20 protein-coding genes are annotated in these 18,912 nt (G+C 65.1%); 15 read left to right on the forward strand and 5 right to left on the reverse strand.

The features are described 5' to 3' along the window. Window positions 1-5: 5 nt before the first annotated feature. Complete coding sequence (locus ATE70_RS03495; RefSeq protein WP_058536581.1) at window positions 6-692, reverse strand: helix-turn-helix domain-containing protein; 687 nt, start codon at window positions 690-692, stop codon at window positions 6-8. Then, window positions 689-2,695 carry a threonine--tRNA ligase gene (thrS, locus tag ATE70_RS03500; RefSeq protein ID WP_058536965.1) on the reverse strand — a complete coding sequence of 669 codons (2,007 nt, stop codon included), beginning with the start codon at window positions 2,693-2,695 and terminating at the stop codon, window positions 689-691. Before thrS ends, ATE70_RS03495 begins: the two co-directional genes overlap by 4 nt. 146 nt (window positions 2,696-2,841) lie before the next feature. On the opposite strand from thrS, the gene ATE70_RS03505 reads away from it, so the two are divergent. The 11 genes from ATE70_RS03505 (at window position 2,842) to ATE70_RS03555 (ending at window position 8,472) form a co-directional block, all read left to right on the forward strand. After that, a complete protein-coding gene (locus ATE70_RS03505; protein WP_058536582.1) occupies window positions 2,842-3,264 on the forward strand; it encodes a MerC family mercury resistance protein in 423 nt (140 codons plus the stop codon). Further along, window positions 3,261-3,641 carry a VOC family protein gene (locus ATE70_RS03510; RefSeq protein WP_058536583.1) on the forward strand — a complete coding sequence of 127 codons (381 nt, stop codon included), beginning with the start codon at window positions 3,261-3,263 and terminating at the stop codon, window positions 3,639-3,641. Before ATE70_RS03505 ends, ATE70_RS03510 begins: the two co-directional genes overlap by 4 nt. Window positions 3,642-3,831: 190 nt before the next feature. Further along, the gene (locus tag ATE70_RS03515; protein ID WP_058536584.1) at window positions 3,832-4,452 is read left to right on the forward strand and encodes a hypothetical protein; all 621 of its coding nucleotides are present in this window, start codon (window positions 3,832-3,834) and stop codon (window positions 4,450-4,452) included. After that, window positions 4,449-4,640, forward strand: a complete 192-nt coding sequence (locus ATE70_RS03520; protein ID WP_058536585.1) for a helix-turn-helix transcriptional regulator — start codon at window positions 4,449-4,451, stop codon at window positions 4,638-4,640. Before ATE70_RS03515 ends, ATE70_RS03520 begins: the two co-directional genes overlap by 4 nt. A 65-nt stretch (window positions 4,641-4,705) precedes the next feature. Then, window positions 4,706-4,960 (forward strand): DUF6356 family protein, encoded by a 255-nt coding sequence (locus tag ATE70_RS03525; RefSeq protein WP_037511175.1) that lies wholly within the window; start codon window positions 4,706-4,708, stop codon window positions 4,958-4,960. Between the two features lie 133 nt (window positions 4,961-5,093). After that, window positions 5,094-5,855: an alpha/beta hydrolase gene (locus ATE70_RS03530; RefSeq protein ID WP_058536966.1), complete on the forward strand. Its 762-nt coding sequence runs from the start codon at window positions 5,094-5,096 to the stop codon at window positions 5,853-5,855. A 9-nt stretch (window positions 5,856-5,864) separates the two neighbouring features. After that, window positions 5,865-6,302, forward strand: coding sequence for an acyl-CoA thioesterase (locus tag ATE70_RS03535; protein WP_058536586.1), 438 nt, complete (start codon window positions 5,865-5,867; stop codon window positions 6,300-6,302). Between the two features lie 9 nt (window positions 6,303-6,311). Further along, window positions 6,312-6,749 (forward strand): VOC family protein, encoded by a 438-nt coding sequence (locus ATE70_RS03540; protein ID WP_058536587.1) that lies wholly within the window; start codon window positions 6,312-6,314, stop codon window positions 6,747-6,749. 10 nt (window positions 6,750-6,759) lie between these two features. Then, window positions 6,760-7,167, forward strand: coding sequence for a VOC family protein (locus ATE70_RS03545; RefSeq protein ID WP_058536588.1), 408 nt, complete (start codon window positions 6,760-6,762; stop codon window positions 7,165-7,167). 68 nt (window positions 7,168-7,235) lie between these two features. Next, on the forward strand, window positions 7,236-7,964 hold the full coding sequence (gene gloB / locus ATE70_RS03550; RefSeq protein ID WP_058536589.1) for a hydroxyacylglutathione hydrolase: 729 nt from the start codon (window positions 7,236-7,238) through the stop codon (window positions 7,962-7,964). 61 nt (window positions 7,965-8,025) lie between these two features. After that, entirely contained in the window at window positions 8,026-8,472 is a 447-nt protein-coding gene (locus ATE70_RS03555; RefSeq protein WP_052187219.1) for a hypothetical protein, read from the forward strand. Window positions 8,473-8,639: 167 nt separating this feature from the next. Here the strand turns inward: ATE70_RS03555 and ATE70_RS03560 are convergent, their stop codons facing one another. From ATE70_RS03560 to ATE70_RS03570, 3 genes are all read right to left on the reverse strand, one after another. After that, window positions 8,640-10,469: an AMP-dependent synthetase/ligase gene (locus ATE70_RS03560; protein WP_197411379.1), complete on the reverse strand. Its 1,830-nt coding sequence runs from the start codon at window positions 10,467-10,469 to the stop codon at window positions 8,640-8,642. Between the two features lie 49 nt (window positions 10,470-10,518). Continuing rightward, window positions 10,519-12,210, reverse strand: coding sequence for a gamma-glutamyltransferase (ggt, locus tag ATE70_RS03565; protein ID WP_058536968.1), 1,692 nt, complete (start codon window positions 12,208-12,210; stop codon window positions 10,519-10,521). Window positions 12,211-12,392: 182 nt separating this feature from the next. After that, window positions 12,393-13,463 carry a quinone-dependent dihydroorotate dehydrogenase gene (locus ATE70_RS03570; protein ID WP_058536590.1) on the reverse strand — a complete coding sequence of 357 codons (1,071 nt, stop codon included), beginning with the start codon at window positions 13,461-13,463 and terminating at the stop codon, window positions 12,393-12,395. A gap of 93 nt (window positions 13,464-13,556) precedes the next feature. Between ATE70_RS03570 and ATE70_RS03575 the strand changes: the two genes are divergently transcribed. From ATE70_RS03575 to sufB, 4 genes are all read left to right on the forward strand, one after another. Further along, window positions 13,557-15,377 carry a DUF885 domain-containing protein gene (locus ATE70_RS03575; RefSeq protein WP_058536969.1) on the forward strand — a complete coding sequence of 607 codons (1,821 nt, stop codon included), beginning with the start codon at window positions 13,557-13,559 and terminating at the stop codon, window positions 15,375-15,377. Between the two features lie 102 nt (window positions 15,378-15,479). Further along, the gene (locus ATE70_RS03580) at window positions 15,480-16,367 is read left to right on the forward strand and encodes a helix-turn-helix domain-containing protein (protein ID WP_058536970.1); all 888 of its coding nucleotides are present in this window, start codon (window positions 15,480-15,482) and stop codon (window positions 16,365-16,367) included. Window positions 16,368-16,672: 305 nt separating this feature from the next. Then, on the forward strand, window positions 16,673-17,155 hold the full coding sequence (locus tag ATE70_RS03585; RefSeq protein WP_058536591.1) for an RrF2 family transcriptional regulator: 483 nt from the start codon (window positions 16,673-16,675) through the stop codon (window positions 17,153-17,155). Between the two features lie 4 nt (window positions 17,156-17,159). Then, window positions 17,160-18,647, forward strand: a complete 1,488-nt coding sequence (gene sufB / locus ATE70_RS03590; protein WP_058536592.1) for a Fe-S cluster assembly protein SufB — start codon at window positions 17,160-17,162, stop codon at window positions 18,645-18,647. Window positions 18,648-18,912 lie beyond the last annotated feature (265 nt).

Here is an 18,912-nt window from a genome sequence, read left to right on the forward strand (position 1 = left end):
CCGGTCTAACGGGGACCGGCGCGCCCGGCTTGAACGGACTTTGCCCGGTGCAGGATCGGTGGGGCGCCGGTTATCGCGGCGATCGACCGCGCCATATGCGCCTGGTCGGCGAACCCCTGGTCGGCGGCGAGATCGGCAAGACTGCCCTGCCAAGCATCGAGCGCAGTGAGCGCCTGCCGCGTCCGCGCCTCGAGCCGGAAACGCTTGGGGCTGACACCATAGGCTCGCGCGAAGCCGCGGCTGATCGACGCGGGGTTGAGCCCCATATGATCGGCCCAGTCGGCGAGCAATATGTCGGGATCGGCGGCGAGGGCCGCGGCGAGCAGGTCGGGCCAATCGTCGCGGCGCGCCGTGCCTATGCGGAAATGATCGCGGACATAGTCGGCGGCCGCCTGCGGATCGCGTTCGGCGAGGCGCGCGGCGGTATCGGGGTCGGCGATATGCCCGGCCCCCCGCGTGAATCCCTTTGCCACCGGAAGATTGAGCACCTGCGCCCCGCGCGCGCCAAAACGGTCCTGATGCGCAGTCCAGTCGCCGTGCACGACGACTGTTCCAACGCTGGCCGCGAGCCGGCCCTGATCGCCCGCTTCTTCATATTCGCCGCCGATTACCAGCGCGACATAGCCAAAGGCATGGCGGTGGCGCGGCAGGCTTTCGCCCGCCGCATGCCGGCCGATGCCGATCCCGCTCACCGCTCGCGAAGATCCGGCGGGGTTGCCTCGCCCTTCAGCATCGCGATCGCCTCGGCGAGCGGCATGATGCGCTGGCCGTCATGTCCGAGGGTGCGGATCGCGACGGTGCCTTCCTCGGCCTCGCGATTTCCGACGACGAGCAGGTACGGGACCTTCGCGAGGCTGTGTTCGCGGACCTTGTAGTTGATCTTCTCGTTGCGGACATCGATCTCGGCGCGGATGCCCGCGGCGACGAGCTGCGCCACCGCGTCCTTGGCGTAAGCGTCGGCGTCCGACACGATCGTCGCGACCACCGCCTGCACCGGCGCGAGCCAGGTCGGGAAACGGCCCGCGAAATGCTCGATCAAAATGCCGATGAAGCGTTCATAGGTGCCGAGGATCGCGCGGTGGAGCATCACCGGGCGATGGCGCTCGCCATCCTCGCCGATATAGCTCGCGTCGAGGCGTTCGGGCATCACGCGGTCGGACTGGATCGTCCCGCACTGCCACGTCCGGCCGATCGCGTCGGTCAGGTGGAATTCGAGCTTGGGTGCGTAGAAGGCGCCCTCACCCGGCAATTCTTCCCAGCCATATTCTTCGGTCGCCATACCTGCGCGTTCGACCGCTTCGCGAAGCTCGGCCTCGGCCTTGTCCCACATCTCTTCGGTGCCGAAGCGCATGTCGGGGCGGAGCGCGAGCTTCACCGCATATTTCTCGAAGCCGAGCTGCTTGTAGACGCGGTCGAGCAAGGCGCAGAAATCGCGCACTTCGTCGACGATCTGGTCCTCGCGGCAGAAGATATGGCCGTCGTCCTGCGTGAACTGGCGCACGCGCATGATCCCGTGCAGCGCGCCATGCGGCTCGTTGCGGTGGCAGCAGCCCATTTCGGCCATGCGCAGCGGCAGGTCGCGATAGCTCTTCATGCCCTGACGGAAGATCAGGACGTGCGCGGGGCAGTTCATCGGCTTGAGCGCCATCCACTCGGCGTCGTCCGACACCAGCGGACCTTCACTCTCGATGTTCGGCACCTCGTCGGGAATGACGAACATATTCTCGCGATATTTGCCCCAGTGGCCCGATTGCTCCCACTGGCGCGCGTCCATCACCTGCGGAGTCTTGACCTCCTGATAGCCCGAGCCGTCGATCGCGCGGCGCATATAGGCTTCGAGCTCGCGGTAGATGCGGTAGCCCTTGGGGTGCCAGAAGACGCTGCCGTGCGCCTCTTCCTGCAGGTGGAACAGGTCCATCTCGCGCCCGATCTTGCGGTGGTCGCGCTTCGCGGCCTCCTCCAGCCGGACGAGATGCTCGGCGAGCTGTTTCTTGTTGAGCCAGCCGGTGCCGTAGATACGGCTGAGCTGCGCATTCTTCTGGTCGCCGCGCCAATAAGCGCCCGAGACGCGCGTCAGCTTGAACGCGGCGGGGTCGAGCTTGCCCGTCGAGGCGAGGTGCGGGCCGCGGCACATGTCCATCCAGCCGTCGCCCGACCGATAAACGGTGAGTTCCTCGCCCTGCGGCAGTTCGGCGGCCCATTCGGCCTTGAACGTCTCGCCCTCGGCCGCCCATTTGGCGATGAGCTTGTCGCGCTCCCACACTTCCCTCGTGAGGGGAAGGTCGGCGGCGATGATCTTGCGCATCTCCTCCTCGATCAGCGGCAGTTCGTCGTCGCGGAACGGGCCGCGATCGGCGGCGGGCGCGAAGTCGTAATAGAAGCCGTCGCCCGTCGACGGGCCGAAGGTGATCTGCGTGCCCGGAAACAGGTTCTGCACCGCTTCGGCGAGGACGTGCGCATAGTCGTGGCGGAAGAGTTCGAGCGCGTCGGCCTCGTCGCGGCTCGTCACCAGCGACAGGTTCGTGTCTTCCTCCAGCGGGCGCATGATGTCGCGCAGTTCGCCATCGATCTTCGCGGCGAGCGCGGCCTTGGCGAGGCCGGGTCCGATGTCGGCCGCGATCTGCAGCGCGGTAGTGCCGCGCACGACTTCACGGGCAGAGCCATCGGGAAGGGTGACGCGGATCATGTCGGACATCGAAAAATCGGCCTTTCTTGCGGGGTAGAACAGCGCCCCTTTGCCAGCATGCGATATGGGCGGCAAGGGGCGGATTCACAACAAAGCTTGCAATGAGATAATGTATCATTATCTGCACAGCGAACCCCTCCCGCGAAAGAAACCCGATGTGCCTTCCCGCCGCGCGCCCGCGCCTTGCCGACCTGACGGGACTTGCCCTGTCGTTCACTTGCCTGCTCCACTGCCTTGCCCTGCCGCTCCTCCTCCTTCTGGCCCCGGCGCTCAGCCGCTGGATCGCGCTTCCCGAAGGCGTACATGCGGCGATCCTGCTGCTGGCCGTGCCCGCCGCCGCGGTCGCGATGCGCGACGGCTGGCAGCGGCATCGGCGGATCATGCCCGCGATACTCGCGGCCATAGGGCTGGGCCTGCTCGCGCTCGGCCTGTCGGCGCACGAGGGGTGGATCGCCGCCGCCGATCCCGAGGCGGCCGACCGCCTGTTGACCTCGGCTGGCGCGCTCACGCTTGCCGCCGCGCACCTCGTCAACTGGCGCTGGCGTCACCGGGGCGGCCCGCATAGACTGCGGGCATGACCGACGCCCCGCCGCTTCACAGCATCGCCGCGATCCTGCCGTGCACCGACCTCGACGCCAGCACCGCCTTCTATGAAAAGCTCGGCCTGTCGGTCGTCGGCGACTATGGCAGCTATCGCCTGCTCGAGGATGGCAAGGGGTGGCAGCTTCACCTGACCAACGAGTCGCCCGAAGGGTGGCTGGTGCCGGGGCAGAATCCGTTCGGGCTGTACCTCTATACCGAGCGCGTCGCGGAATTGGCCGAGAGCGTGCGCGACGCGATCCTCGAACGCGAAAAGGCGCCGACGCACAAGCCGTGGGGCATGTATGAATTCGCGCTGTCCGACCCCGACGAAACGCTGGTCCGCATCGGCTGGCCGAGCGAGCTGATCGGCTGAATCCTAATATTACCGTCATTCCCGCGAAGGCGGGAATCCCGCTTTGGGCCCACCCGCGTCAAGAAAGCGGGATCCCCGCCTTCGCGGGGATGACGGAGAGAATTAGGCCCCTGCAGCCCTGTCAACGAAACTTGACTTCGCGCTACCAATAATGTAAAGCTAGCTTGTCTATCAGATAAGGAAGTTTGACATGCCCCAGAAGGCTGCGAAGATCGAAACCGGCTTATCGGGCCGTCACCCGGCGTTGTGGGCGATCGCCTTCGCGGCGGCGCTGGCCGCCATCGCCTATTGCGAGTATCGCGGTTTTCTGGGCGGCTGGCGTTCGCTACCGTTTGTTGCAGCGGCGACACTGCTTCTCATTCCACTGACGAAGGCGGCGAACAATTGGCAAGCCGCTGCAGGCGCGCTGTCGCCGGCGACGCGGCGATATAATCGGCGCATGCTGATCTGGTCGGTCGGTTATGTTCTGTGCCTGGGAACGGCGATGACCGTTCGCAACTATCTCGACCCGCAAGGCGCCCTGCTGTGGGGGATCGCGGTGCTGCCGTCGGTGCCGATGCTTTTCTTCGTGTGGACGCTGGCCCGCTATGTGGTCGAGGAAGAGGATGAATATCTGCGATATCGCCAGACCAGCGCCGCCCTGATCGGCCTCGCGCTCGTCCTCCTGGCCGGAACATTGTGGGGCTTTCTGGAAACGTTCGGCGTTGCCCCGCATGTGCCCGCCTGGTGGGTGGTGCCCGTCTGGGCGATCGGCTTGGGGCTGGGCCAGATGATCATGACATCGGCCGAACGGCGCGCGGACCGCTCGTGAAGAACCGCCTGAAGGTCCTGCGCGCCGAACGCGACTGGAGCCAGGGCGACCTCGCCGAGCGGCTTCAAGTGTCGCGTCAGTCGGTCAACGCAATCGAGACGGGCAAATATGACCCCTCGCTGCCGCTCGCCTTTCGCATCGCCGACCTGTTCGACATGCGGATCGAAGAGATTTTTCTGCGCGACTGACCGGCAACCTTGCTCCCCCGCCCCCGCCCCGCTAGGGCGGCGGCAGCCGGAAAGGAGCCTTCCCCATGTTCAAGCGCCTGTTCGTCGACCATCCCAAGAGCGTCGATGAAAATTACATCGAGCATTTCGGCGTCGCGTCGAAATTCGGCGTGACGATGATCTATGGCGGGCTGTGTGCGCTCGTCCACGCGGTTGTTCCCGGCTGGTGCATCACCACGGGCAGCGACACGATCCAGCGGCTGAACCATATCATGGTCGAAAAGCGGCGCGCCAAGGGGCAGGCCGTGATGCAGATGAGCACGATCGACTGGGTCATCTGATCCGCGTGCGTTTCATCCACGCACTATATTCCCCGTTCGCATCGAGCGAAGTCGAGATGCCCCTCGGCTTGGCGCCATCTCGATGGGTGTCTCGACTTCGCTCGACACGAACGGGAATGGAGGGCCGAGCGTCGTGAACGACCCTACCGCTCCCGATTATCTCGACCGTTCGGGCCGCCCGCGGCTCGCCTATCGCTATACGGCCGGCACCAAGCCGACGATCGTCTTCCTGCCCGGTTACATGTCCGACATGGCGGGCGGCAAGGCGACCGCGCTGTTCGACTGGGCGGCGGCCGAGGGCCATGCGTGCTTGCTGCTCGATTATGCCGGATGCGGGCTGTCGGGCGGATTGTTCGCCGATCAGACTTTGCTCGACTGGCGCGGCGACGTGCTCGACTTGGTCGACGCGAAGGCCGAGGGCCCGGTCGTCATCACCGGATCGTCGATGGGCGGGTGGCTGATGCTGCTTACCGCCTTGGCGCTGGTGCAGCGCGACGGGCCCGGCCGGGTGGCGGGGCTCGTCGGGATCGCCGCGGCGCCCGATTTCACCGACTGGGGCTTCAGCGACGCCGAAAAAGCGATCATCCTCGCCGAGGGCGCGCTGGTCGAGGAAACGCCGTATAGCGACCAGCCCTATGTGACGACGCGCGGTTTCTTTCAGTCGGGCGAGGCGAACCGTTTGCTCGATACCGAGATTCCCCTGACCTGCCCCGTCCGCCTGCTCCACGGCGAAGAGGATGGCGACGTGCCGTCCCACATCAGCCTGCGCCTGTCGGCGGCGCTCGCGAGCGCGGATGTGCAAGTGACGCTGGTCAAGGGCGGCGACCATCGCCTGTCGCGCGATACCGACATCGGGCTGCTGATCGACACCGTCGCGCGGCTCGCGACGAACTAGAGGAACATCATGGCCCGCAGCGACTTCAAATTCCACGTTACCAAGCGCGTCCGCTATGCCGAGATCGACGCGCAGGCGGTGGTGTTCAACAGCCGTTACCTCGAATATTTCGACATCGGGATCACCGAATATTGGCGCGGTGTCGGCGTTTACGACCGCTGGCCCGCGCACAGCAGTCCCGAGTTCCACGTCGCGCGCGCCGAAGTCAATTATCGCGCGCCGATCCTGCTCGACGAGGAAATCGACATTTGCGTGCGCGCCTCGCGCGTCGGCACCAGCTCGATGACCTATTTGTTCGAACTGCACGGCGCGGGGAAAGACGATCTGCGCGCCGACGGACAGCTGATCTATGTCCATGTCGCCGAGGCGCAGGGCGCACCCGCGCCAGTGCCGGACGAATTCCTATTCCTGTTCGAAGCGTTTGAAGCGCGCGCCCTTCGCGCCTAATATGGTGCCATGACCAAATATCTTCACACGATGATCCGCGTTTCGGATCCCGACGCGACCGTCGATTTCTTCAAGCTGATCGGGCTGGAGGAAACGCGCCGTTTCGACAATGAGGGCGGCCGCTTCACGCTGATCTTCCTCGCCGCCCCCGGACAGGGCGACGTGGCCGAGGTCGAGCTGACCTATAACTGGCCGCCCGCCGACGGCAGCGCGCCCGAAGACTATACGGGCGGCCGCAATTTCGGGCATCTCGCGTACCGCGTCGACGATATCTATGCGACCTGCCAGCGGCTGATGGACGCCGGGGTGACGATCAACCGCCCGCCGCGCGACGGCCATATGGCGTTCGTGCGCTCGCCCGACGGCATTTCGGTCGAGCTGCTGCAGGAAGGCCACCTGCCGCCGCAGGAACCCTGGGCCTCGATGCCCAACACCGGCGCCTGGTAGGAGCCGCGCGATGCCGGGCCTGTTGATCAACATCGACGTGCCCGACCTCGCCGCTGGAGAGCGTTTCTATACGCGGGCGCTCGGACTGACCGCGGCGCGGCGGTTCGACGACGACATCGTCGAACTGACCGGGTGCGAGGCGCCCATCTATCTGATCGTAAAACCCGCGGGGTCGGCGATCGGCCCCGGCGGCGGCGACTTTCGCCGCTACAACCGGCATTGGACGCCGGTGCATCCCGACTTTTCCGTCGCGAACCTCGACGATGCGGTCGCGCAGGCTTTGGCCGCGGGCGCGGTACAGGAAGGCGAGACATTGGCGCTGCCCTATGGCAGACAGGCGATGTTCGCCGATCCGTTCGGTAACGGATTCTGCCTGATCGAGTTCAACGCGCAGGGATATGACGCCCTTCTGACCTGAGCAGGCGGATCAAGGTACCGGCGTCGCCGCTCCGTCTTGAAGGGGTGGGACGCTGGAAAGGAGATATCATGGCTGCGCTGGACATCGTCCGTATTCCCGTTCTCAGCGACAATTATGTCTGGCTGGTCCACGATCCCGCCAGCAAGGCGACGATGATCGTCGACCCCGCGGTCGCCGAGCCCGTGCTTGAGGCGGCCGCCGCGCGCGGCTGGACGATCACCGATATCTGGAACACCCACTGGCACCCCGATCACACCGGCGGCAACGCCGCGATCAAGGAAGCGACGGGCTGTACGATCACCGGCCCCGCGGCCGAATATGCGCGCATCCCCACGCTCGATGTGCAGGTGAAAGGCGGCGACAAGGTGCGGCTCGGCCAGCATGTCGCCGACGTTTGGGACGTGCCCGCGCACACCGCGGGGCATATCGCGTATCATTTCGCGGAGGGCGCCGCGATCTTCGTCGGCGACACGATGTTCGCGATGGGCTGCGGCCGCCTGTTCGAAGGCACCGCCGAACAGATGTTCGCCAATATGCAGAAGCTCGGCACGCTCGACGATGCGACGCGCGTTTATTGCGCGCACGAATATACGCTGTCGAACGCGCGCTTTGCGGTGACGGTCGAGCCCGACAATGTCGCGCTGGCCGAACGGCTCGCCGCGGTCGAGTCCGCGCGCGCGGCGGGCGAGGCGACGGTGCCGACGAGCATCGGCGAAGAGCGCGCGACCAACCCCTTTTTGCGTGCGCCGAGCGCGGCTGAACTCGGCCGTATCCGCGCGCTCAAGGATGCGGCATGATGCCGCTTCAGCGCCCATTCATCTGTCCGGGCCATAATGGCCGATCTCAAGGAGCATATTCATGGCGAAGCTGAACCTGATGGCTGCCGCGCTGTTGACCGCGGCCGCGCCGCTGGTCGCAAGCTGTGCGCCCGCCGGTTCGGGCGAGCCCGGCGCCGCAGCGCTTACCCCCAAACAGGCCGAACGGCTCGACAAGCAGCTCGCGGGCAAGGTTCCGGGCGAACCCGTCCGCTGCCTTCCGAATTACCGAAGTAATGATACGATCCGCGTGTCGGACAGCATCTTGCTCTATCGTTCCGGCGGCAATCTGGTATATCGTAATGACTTGAAGAGTAGTTGCCCGGGTCTTGCCCGTGACAGCGACATCATGGTGGTACGTCAGTTCGGGTCATCGACCTGCGAAGGCGATTTCTTCCACCTGGTCGACCGGTCGAGCGGAATCCGCGGCCCGACGTGCGTTTTTGGCGAATTCGTCCCCTATCGCAAACCGGCGGGGGACAAAGGCTGAGCCTCAGGTTCAGTCGTGGGCGGGGTCCGGTTTGCGCCGAGCTCTTCGGGTCGCACCCCCGCCTGCAATTGCAAAGCGTCGCCCCGCGAAGGCGGGGGCCGCTGGATATGTTGCGCTACACCGATAGCGGCCCCCGCCTTCGCGGGGGCGACGGTTATCTTTTGCGGCTATGCCTTATAGAGCGCCGCGATCTTGTCCTCATAAACCTGTTTCAGGATATGCCGCCGGATCTTCATCGACGGCGTCATCTGCTCGTTTTCGATCGTGAAGGGTTCGTCGGCGAAGTCGAATTTGCGGACCTTTTCGATCACCGAAAGCTGGCCGTTGACGCGGTCGACCGCGGCGCGCAGCGCGGTGCGGAATTTCTCATGCTCGCGCAGCCGCTCCAAATCCTTGGGCAAGCCTTCGGCCTCGGCCCATTCGGCCATCCATTCGGGATCGGGGACAAGGATGCCGACGAGGTGCGGGCGCTTGTCGCCATAGACCATCGCCTGCAGGATTTCGGGCTGGAGCGTCAGCATCCCCTCGACACGCTGCGGCGAGACATTGTCGCCCTTGTCGTTGACGATCAGGTCCTTCTTGCGGTCGGTGATGACGATGCGGCCCTTGTCGTCGATATGACCGATATCGCCGGTGTGGAGCCAGGCGCCTTTGTCCGGCTCCGCCGGATCCGGGACCAGCACGCGCTCGGTTTCGGCCTTGTTGCGCCAATAGCCCTTCATCACCAGCTCGCCGCGCACGAGGATTTCGCCGTCGTCGGCGATGCGCACCTCGGTGTTCATCAGCGGCGGGCCGACGGTGTCCATCTTGATCCCGGCGCTCGGGCGGTTGCAGCTGATCACCGGCCCCGCCTCGGTCTGGCCATAGCCCTGCAGCAAGGTCAGCCCGATCGAGTGGAAGAAGACGCCGATTTCGGGGTTCAATGGCGCGCCGCCCGACACGAGCGCCTTCATCCGGCCGCCGAAGCGCTTACCGATCTTGGGGCGGAACAAGCGGTCGAGGATCAGGTCGACGGGGCGATCGAGCAGCCCCATGCGGCGCTCATAATCCTTTTCGCCGACGCGCAGCGCCTGGTTGAGCATCCAGTTGGCGAGTCTGCCCTGTTTTTCGACTGACTTGATCATCCGCGCGCGGATCACCTCGAACAGGCGCGGCACGACGACCATGATCGTCGGGCGCGTTTCCTCGATGTTCGAGACGAGCTTTTCGAGGCCTTCGCTGTAATAGATTTGCGCTCCGACCATGATCGGCAGGAACTGCCCGCCCGAATGTTCATAGGCGTGGCTGAGCGGCAGGAACGACAGGAACACTTCCTCGTCGCCGATGCCGAAGTCGTTGACGAGCACCTCGGCGGCGCCCGCCGCATTGTGCAGGATCGCACCATGATGCTGCATCACCCCGCGCGGCGCGCCGCCGGTGCCGCTGGTGTAGATGAGGCACGCGGTATCGTCGCGCGTCATCGCGGCGCCGCGCGCCTTGGTTTCTTCCACCCACGCCTCGCCGCCCTCCACGAGCGGACCCCAGTCGTGGACCGCGACCTCACCGTGCTGGCCGACGCGCAGGCTTTCCATCGTGATGACAATATGCGCCTCGGAGCGCATCACCGCGGGCATCAGCGTGCGCGCGAGCTTCGCGGTCGAGACGATCACCGCCTTCGCGCCGCTGTTGTCGAGGATGTGCTGGTGGTCGCGTTCGGTGTTGGTCGTATAGGTCGGCACGGTGATGCAGCCCGCGGCCATGATGCCGAGGTCGGCGATGCACCATTCGGGCCGGTTCTCGCTGACCAGCACCACCCGGTCGCCTTCCTTGAGGCCGAGTTCGCGCAGGCCGTGCGCGAGCGCCGAGACCTGATTGGCGACCTGCCGCCAGCTCAGCGGATGCCAGGCGCGGTCGGCCTTGCGCCACAGAAAGGGATCTTCGCCGCCGCGCCCCGCACGGTCGAAGAACATCGCGACCAGACTCGAAAAATGGTCGAGATGGGGATTTTCAAGCTTCATTCTGCCTCTCTCCAGGGAGATTTCATTGCTTTCTTATTATTATCGTTGATCAATTCTGCGCTGGCGCCCCGTCGATCGACGAGCTGCCGGGTCCGCGCGGGTCGGCGGCGCCGCGCCAGCCCGCACTGGTGTGTTCGACCGCGTTGAGCTTCGACCCGAGGCTGGTCGCGGTGAAGCTGTAGCCAAAAGGTTTCATCTTCGCGGCGATCGCCTTGCCCGCCTCGTTATTCTCGATCAGCACACCCTGGCGGCCGAAGAAAAGGTTGGGAAGCTCCATCGCCTGTTTGGCGTCGAGCCCCCAGTCGAGCACGCCGACGAGCACCTTGGTCACATGCATGATGATGCGCTTGCCGCCCGCCGAGCCGACCGCGAGCACGACCTTGCCGTCGGGGCCATAGACGACCGTCGGCGACATCGAGGAGAGCGGACGCTTGCCCGCTTCGACGCGGTTCGCGGTCGGCACCCCGCCCTCGGTCGGCGCGAGGTCGAAATCAGTGAGTTCGTTGTTCAGGAAATAGCCGTTCGCCATCAGCTGGCTGCCGAAGATGCTTTCGATCGTCGAGGTCATCGACACAAGATTGCCGTCCTTGTCGGCAGTCACGAAATGCGTCGTCCCCTGCTCCTCAACCGGCGGCGCGGCCGCGCGCGGCTTCGCGCCCGGCGGCACACCGGGTTCATATTTGCCCGCGGCGCCAAAGGGCGAGATGAGCTGGCGGCGCTCGGCGAGATAGCTTTTGTCGAGCAATCCCTTCACCGGCACGTCGACGAAATCGCCGTCGCCGAGATAGGCGGCGCGGTCGGCATAGGAGAGCTGCATCGCTTCCGAGAGCAGATGCCAGCTCATCGGATTGTCCTTGCCCATCGCTTTCATGTCCCAGCCCTCGATCATACCGAGGATGCCGAAGACGGTGGTCGCACCCGACGAGGGCGGGCCCATGCCGCACACCTTGTAGACGCGGTAGGTGGTGCAGACCGCGGGGCGCTCCTTCGCCTTGTACGCGGCGATATCCTTGACAGTGAGCTGGCTCGGGTGGCGCGGCGCCTTGGCGACGGCGTCGCTGATCGCCTTGGCATTGGCACCGGTGTAAAATGCGTCAGGCCCGCGCGCCGCGATGTCGCGGAGCAGCTTGGCATAAGCGGGGTTCTTGATCCGCGTGCCGACCGGCGCGGGCTTGCCGTCGACATAATAGATCGCCTGCGGGGCGGGAAATTCCTTCCACATCGGCTCGAACTGGACGAGCCAGTTATTGAGCGCGGGGGTGACGATAAAGCCTTCTTCGGCAAGCTTGATCGCGGGCTGGAACAGCGCCTTCCATTCGAGCTTGCCCCATTTCTTGTGCGCCATTTCCATCAGGCGGACATTGCCGGGGACGCCGACCGACAGCCCGCCCGGAATGACATCCATATAGCCGCGTGCCTTGCCATCGGGTCCGAGGAAGCGGTCGGGCTTTGCCGCGGCGGGCGCCATTTCGCGCCCGTCGATCGTCGATATGCTGCCATCCTTGGCATTGTGGTGAACCATGAACCCGCCGCCGCCGATTCCGCTCGACTGCGGTTCGACGAGCGTCAGCACCGCGACCATCGCGACCGCGGCGTCGGCAGCGGTGCCGCCCTGGTGCAAAATCTCGCGCCCTGCCTCGGTCGCGCGTGGATCGGCGGACGAGGTGACGCCCTGCGCGAGCGCGGGCGAGGAGACGGTGACGGAAAGAAGGGCGGCGAGCGGGAGGAATTTTTTCAACATAGGCGCGACATTGGCGCGGAGGTCGAGGTAGCGCAACCCCAACCGCTCCTCCCTGTGCCGCAGGCATGGGGAGGTGGCAGCGCGAAGCGCTGACGGAGGGGCAATCGCGCGACGTCGCCGCCCCTCCACCACTCATCTGCGATGAGCGGTCCCCCTCCCCATCGCTTCGCGACAGGGAGGATCTAGTGGTCCGTCCCCACCGCGTCCGACACGCGCGCGAAGCCGTCGCGCGCCGCGAGCTTTTCGAGGCCATGCGCGATCCGGCCCGCGAGGCCGGGGCCTTCGTAGACCATCGCCGAATAGATCTGGACCAGGCTGGCGCCCGCGCGGATGCGTTCCCACGCCTGTTCGGGCGAGGCAATCCCTCCCGCCGCGACGAGCGGCAGCTTGCCGCCGCTCGCGGTGCGGAAATCCCGGACGCGTTGCAGCGCCAGTTCGGCGAGCGGCGCGCCCGAGAGGCCGCCCGCTTCCTCCGCATAGCGCGATGCGAGCGCGGGACGCACGATCGTCGTGTTCGAGACGATGACGGCGGCGAGCCCCTTGTCGAACGCGACGGCGACAATGTCGTCGATGTCGGCGGGCTCGAGGTCGGGGGCGACCTTCAGGAACACCGGCTTCGCCGCGCCCGCGGGCTGCGCCGCGGCGACGCCGTCGAGCAAGGCTTCGAGCGCGCCCTTGTCCTGCAAGGCACGAAGGCCGGGCGTGTTCGGCGAGCTGATATTGACCGTCAGATAGTCGGCAAGCGGCGCCATCGCGGCGGTGCCCTTCGCATAGTCGGCGATGCGGTCGGCGCTGTCCTTGTTCGCGCCGATGTTGATGCCAAGCGGCACCGGCAGGCCATAACGGCGCAGGCACGCGATGCGCTCGGCCGCCTTTTCCTGCCCGCCATTGTTGAAGCCCATGCGGTTGATCACCGCCTGATCCTCGACGAGGCGGAACAGGCGCGGGCGCGGATTGCCCTCCTGCGGCAGCGGGGTCAGCGTGCCGACCTCGACGAAGCCGAAGCCGAAATGCGGCATCACATGCGCGACGCGCGCATCCTTGTCGAAGCCGGGCGCGAGGCCGACGGGGTTCGGGAATGTGAGCCCCGCGAGTTCGGTCGCGAGCGCCGGGCTGGTCAGCGCATGCCGCGCGCGCGGCAGCGGCTGGAGCGCACTGAGCGTAAGGTTGTGCGCGGCCTCGCCATCGGTGGCGTGGACGATGGGGCGGACGAGCGCATAGGCGCTATCGGTGAGCGAGGCGAAAAGCGACATGGCCCGCCATTGCGCCGAGCCGGGGCCTATGGCAAGCCCCGCCTCGACTATTGGCGGGACCAGCAAAGTCATCGGAAAAACCGGGAGAAATTCGTGTCGCATCTTCGCATAATCGCTCGCCTGTCCACCGGGCTCGCTCTGCTCGCCGTCGCGGGTTGCGCCCCGGCCGCGGTACAGGAAGCCCCCGCCACGGTAGCCGCGACGCCCGCCCCCGAAGCCGCCCCCGCCGGCGCGAACCTTGCGCAATTCTTTGAAAATTATGACGCCGCGCAGCTCTCGCTGAGCCCGCAGGGCAAGGCGTATCGCGGCATTCGCGATGCCGATTATGGCCGCTGGGACGACGTCAGCGACGAGGCCGAGGTTGCCAGCCACAAGCTGCGACAGGCCACCGCCGCCGCGATGCGCGAAAGCTTCGACCCCAAGGCGCTGAGTGTCGACGAAGCGCTGTCGTTCGAGCTGTTCAACGCGCAGGCGGCGCGCGCCGACCGGCTGTTCCCGTTCCGGGGCCACGGCTATATCTTCGACCAGATGAACGGCGAGCAGAGCCAGCTCCCCGCTTTCCTGATCAACATCCACCGCGTCGCCAGCGTCGCCGAGGCCGAAGCCTATGTCGAGCGCATCCGCGGGCTCGGCCCGATCCTCGACGCGCTGTCGGCGCAGTCGGCCGAGCGCGCGAAGAAGGGCATCCAGCCGCCGAAGTGGGTCTATGCCTATCTGATCTCCGACATCGGCAATTTGCAGAAGCCCGACAATGCGGTGGTCGAGGATATCACGGCGAAGGTCGGCAAGCTTGCGATCGGCGATGCCGAAAAGGCACGACTCATCGCGTCGGCCAAGGCGGCGTGGAGCGAAAGCGCCGGCCCCGCCTATGGCCGCCTGCTCGTGGAGATGAAGCGCCAGCAGGCGAGCGCGCCGACGCAGGACGGCGTGTGGCGCCTGCCCGACGGCAAAGCCTATTATGAGGCGCTGCTCGCCAATTACACGACGACCGACATGACCGCGACCGAGATCCACGACCTTGGCCTGTCCGAAGTCGCGCGCATCCATGGCGAGATGAAAAAGATCATGGCGCAGGTTGGCTTCAAGGGCACGCTGCAGCAATTCTTCGCGCATCTGCGCACGAGCCCGCAATATTATTACACGACCCGCGAAGCCTATCTCGCCGACGTCGACGCCAAGGTGAAGGCGATGGAGGCACGGCTGCCCGCCTTCTTCAACACGCTGCCCAAGGCGCATCTGCAGGTGAAGGCGGTCGAGGCGTTCCGCGAGAAATCGGCGGGCAAGGCCTTCTATCAGTCACCTTCGCCCGATGGGTCGCGCCCGGGGACTTATTATGTGAACCTCTATGACCTGAAAGACATGTCGAAGACCGAGCTTGAGGCGCTCGCCTATCATGAGGGCGTTCCGGGGCATCATTTGCAGCGCGCGGTGCAGACCGAGCTGACCGGGCTGCCGCCCTTCCGCCGCTTCGGCGGCTTCACCGCCTATACCGAAGGCTGGGGCCTCTATACCGAGGAACTCGCCAAGGACATGGGCTTCTACACCGATCCGTACAGCGATTTCGGGCGGCTCGGCATGGAGCTGTGGCGCGCGTGCCGGCTCGTCGTCGACACCGGGATTCACGACAAGCGCTGGAGCCGCGAGCAGGCGATCCAGTACCTCAAGGACAATACGCCCAATCCGCAGGGCGACATCGAAAAGGCGATCGAGCGCTATATCGTCTATCCGGGTCAGGCGACCGCCTATCTGATCGGCAAGCTCAAGATCATGGAGCTGCGCGGCCGCGCGCAGACGGCGCTCGGCGACAAGTTCGATTTCCGGACCTTCCACGACGTCGTGCTCGAATCGGGCCCGGTGCCGCTCGACGTGCTCGAGCGGCGCGTCGACGTCTGGATCGCGGCGCAGAAAGGTTAAGCTAATTGACGATTGGCGCTTGACGCGCGGGGCCGAAACGCAAATGATTTGATCCAGAAAAATAAGGCAGCCGGGTCACGGTTGCCAAAGGTCTGGGTCTTCATGTCGGATATTACTTCCTCGCCCGCGGGCGTGGACGGCAGCGCGCCGTTCGAACTGCACTATTTCCCGCCCGATCCCGATCTGGCGGAGATGGTGTCGAGCTTTTATTTCGCGCGCGTCAACATGCCGCGTTTCGACGAATATGAGCGCGCCGACCGCCCGCAGTTCCGCTTCGTCACTGCCGCCGACGGCGAATATGTCTTCGCCGACGATCACCGTGCGCCGGTCTGCCGGGCGAATATCGTCGGACCGACGAGCGGGCGGGTGCGCGCGATCAGCAATTGCCCGACGCAGATGTTCGGGTTTGGCATGCTGCCCGCGGGCTGGGCGGCGCTGATGGGCGCCGATGCCGACAAGCTGACCGACCGCGCGATGAACGCCGCCGACCTGTTCGGTCCGTGGATCGACGAGGTCGCGACCGCGCTAGAAAGTGCGGCGAGCGTCGAGGAAAAGCTGGTCATCGGCAATAATTTCGCGCGCGAGGTGCTGACCCGCGGCGAGACCGCGCCGATGTGGTTCATCCGCACCGTCGATGGATGGCTGACCGAATCGCCCTCGCCGCAGGTTCCCGAACTGGTCGAGGCGACGGGCATGTCGATCCGGTCGGTCGAACGGATGACCAAACATTATTACGGCCTGTCGCCGCGCATGCTGGCGCGCAAATATCGCGCGGTGCGCGCCGCGTCGGCGCTGGCACGCGGCGAAGGGCTCGATGCCGCGCAGCTCGGCGACGCCTTTTACGACCAGTCGCACCTGATCCGCGAGATCAAGCGCTTTGCCGGCGCCACGCCAGGCCAGCTCGGCAAGCCGACCAGCTATACCGAGGCGACGACCAAGGGCCGCAAGCAGCTCGCCGGAAGGGTCAGCCCGCTCGTTTCGGAAACATAGGGTCCGTACTGGCGCCGCAACCCGCGTTAACCTTCAAAAATTATCTGTCCCGTCGTTTTGGCGTTTTCATCCAATCACGAATCGTCGCCCGGGCATAATCCCCCGTTGCGACCCAGAAGAGCTCATCCTCTGACGAGGACTTGAGACCTTCATCTTGGCACTCATTTGGCTTTGGCCGGATGGGTGCCTTTTTTTCTTGGCGACCGAATAGCCCCCATTGGTTGCGCCGCACAAAAGCCTCGCCTATATAAGTGGAGTAATTCGCTCCAGTTAGGAATCGTTCGCAACTGCGACGGAAAAATACGATGCGCCTGTCGAACCTTGCCGATTATGCCGTGGTGCTGATGAGCGCCGCCGCCCGCCAGTGCGGGTCGGTGCCGATTCACGCGGGCATGCTGGCCGAACAGACCGGCATTCCGGGGCCGACGGCGCAGAAGCTGGTGAGCCAGCTCGCACGCGCCGGCCTGCTCGTCGCGTCGCGCGGCAGCGGCGGCGGGGTTCGGCTCGCGCGGCCCGCGGCGGCGATCAATGTCGCCGAGATCATCGAAGCGGTCGAAGGACCGATCGCGCTGACCGCCTGCGTCGCCGAAGGGCGCCATGATTGCTCGCTCGAGGGCAGCTGCAAGGTGCAGCCGCATTGGGGCGTCGTGAACGGCGCGGTGCGCGGCGCGCTGGCTGAGATTAGTTTGGCGACGCTATCCGTCGCCCCTGCGAAGGCAGGGGCCGCTGTAAATACAGCACAGCCTTTGCCGACAACGGCCCCCGCCTTCGCGGGGGCGACGAGTTAGAGATATGACCGACAACACCGAACTTCCCGTGAAAGACCAGGCCGCGCACGATGCCGCGGCGAAGGTCGCCGATTATGAGCATGGCTGGTCCTCGGCGATCGAGACCGACTTCGCGCCCAAGGGGCTGACCGAGGATACGGTCCGCTTCATCAGCGCGAAGAAGAATGAGCCCGAATGGATGCTCGACTGGCGGCTGAAGGCGTTTCGCCACTGGTTGACGATGGAGACGCCCGACTGGGCGAAGCTCAACGTGCCGCCGATCGATTATCAGGACGCGTACTATTACGCGGCGCCGAAGCCGAAGCCGAAGCTCTCCAGCCTCGACGAGGTCGATCCCGAAATCCTCGAGGTCTACAAGAAGCTCGGCATTCCGATCGAGGAGCAGAAGGTGCTCGCCGGCGTCGAGGGCGCGCGCAAGGTCGCGGTCGATGCGGTGTTCGACAGCGTCAGCGTCGCTACGACCTTCCGCGAGGAATTGAAGCGCGCGGGCGTCATCTTCCTGTCGATCTCGGAAGCGATCCGCGAATATCCCGATCTGGTGAAGAAGTGGCTCGGCAAGGTCGTGCCGATGCACGACAATTATTTCGCGACATTGAATTGCGCGGTCTTCTCCGACGGCACCTTCGTTTACGTGCCCGAGGGCGTCCGCTGCCCGATGGAGCTCAGCACCTATTTCCGCATCAACGCCGAGAATACGGGACAGTTCGAGAGAACGTTGATCATCGCCGACAAGGGCGCGTACGTCAGCTACCTTGAGGGCTGCACCGCGCCGATGCGCGACGAGAACCAGCTCCACGCCGCGGTGGTCGAACTCGTCACGCTCGACGATGCCGAGATCAAATATTCGACGGTGCAGAACTGGTATCCGGGCAATGCCGAGGGGCTGGGCGGCATCTATAATTTCGTGACCAAGCGCGCGCTGTGCCAGGGCAAGCGCAGCAAAGTGTCGTGGACGCAGGTCGAAACCGGCAGCGCGATCACGTGGAAATATCCGAGCTGCGTGCTCAACGGCGACGACAGCGTCGGCGAATTCTATTCGGTCGCGGTGACGAACAATTACCAGCAGGCCGACACCGGCACCAAGATGATCCACAATGGCAAGCGCACGCGCTCGACCATCGTGTCGAAGGGGATCAGCGCGGGCAAATCGAACAACACCTATCGCGGGCTGGTGCGCGTCGCGCCGAATGCCGAGGGGGTGCGCAACTTCACCCAGTGCGACAGCCTGCTTTTGGGAAGCCTCAGCGGCGCGCACACCGTGCCGTACATCGAAATCCGCAATCCCTCGGCGCAGGTCGAGCATGAAGCGACGACGAGCAAGATCAGCGACGACCAGCTGTTCTACGCGATGCAGCGCGGACTGGGGCAGGAAGAGGCGGTGGCGCTGATCGTCAACGGCTTCGCGAAGGAAGTGCTGCAGCAGCTGCCGATGGAGTTTGCGGTCGAGGCGCAGAAGCTGCTGGGGATTAGTTTGGAGGGGTCCGTGGGGTGAGACAGGCCGCTACCTTCTTAGTCTTGCTCTCGGTTTTCTCAAGCGGATGCGCAAGCTCAGGCAATCGCGATGAGTTGCGTTGGATCAATCTAAGGAATGGATCCGGGCCACATGCCGCATGGGCACAATGTGTCGACCTACGTTCGAGGGCATATGTTGACCGGGACAAGCCGGCTTCTCCTCCACCTTGGTTTAAAGGCGCTATTCCGGGCCAGCCGAAGGTCGTCTTCAGCTGGGTCCTGTCTGACTGCTCGGACAAGATGGT

It is taken from the genome of Sphingopyxis sp. H053 (assembly GCF_001468225.1).
In the GTDB taxonomy this organism is placed as follows: Bacteria; Pseudomonadota; Alphaproteobacteria; order Sphingomonadales; family Sphingomonadaceae; genus Sphingopyxis.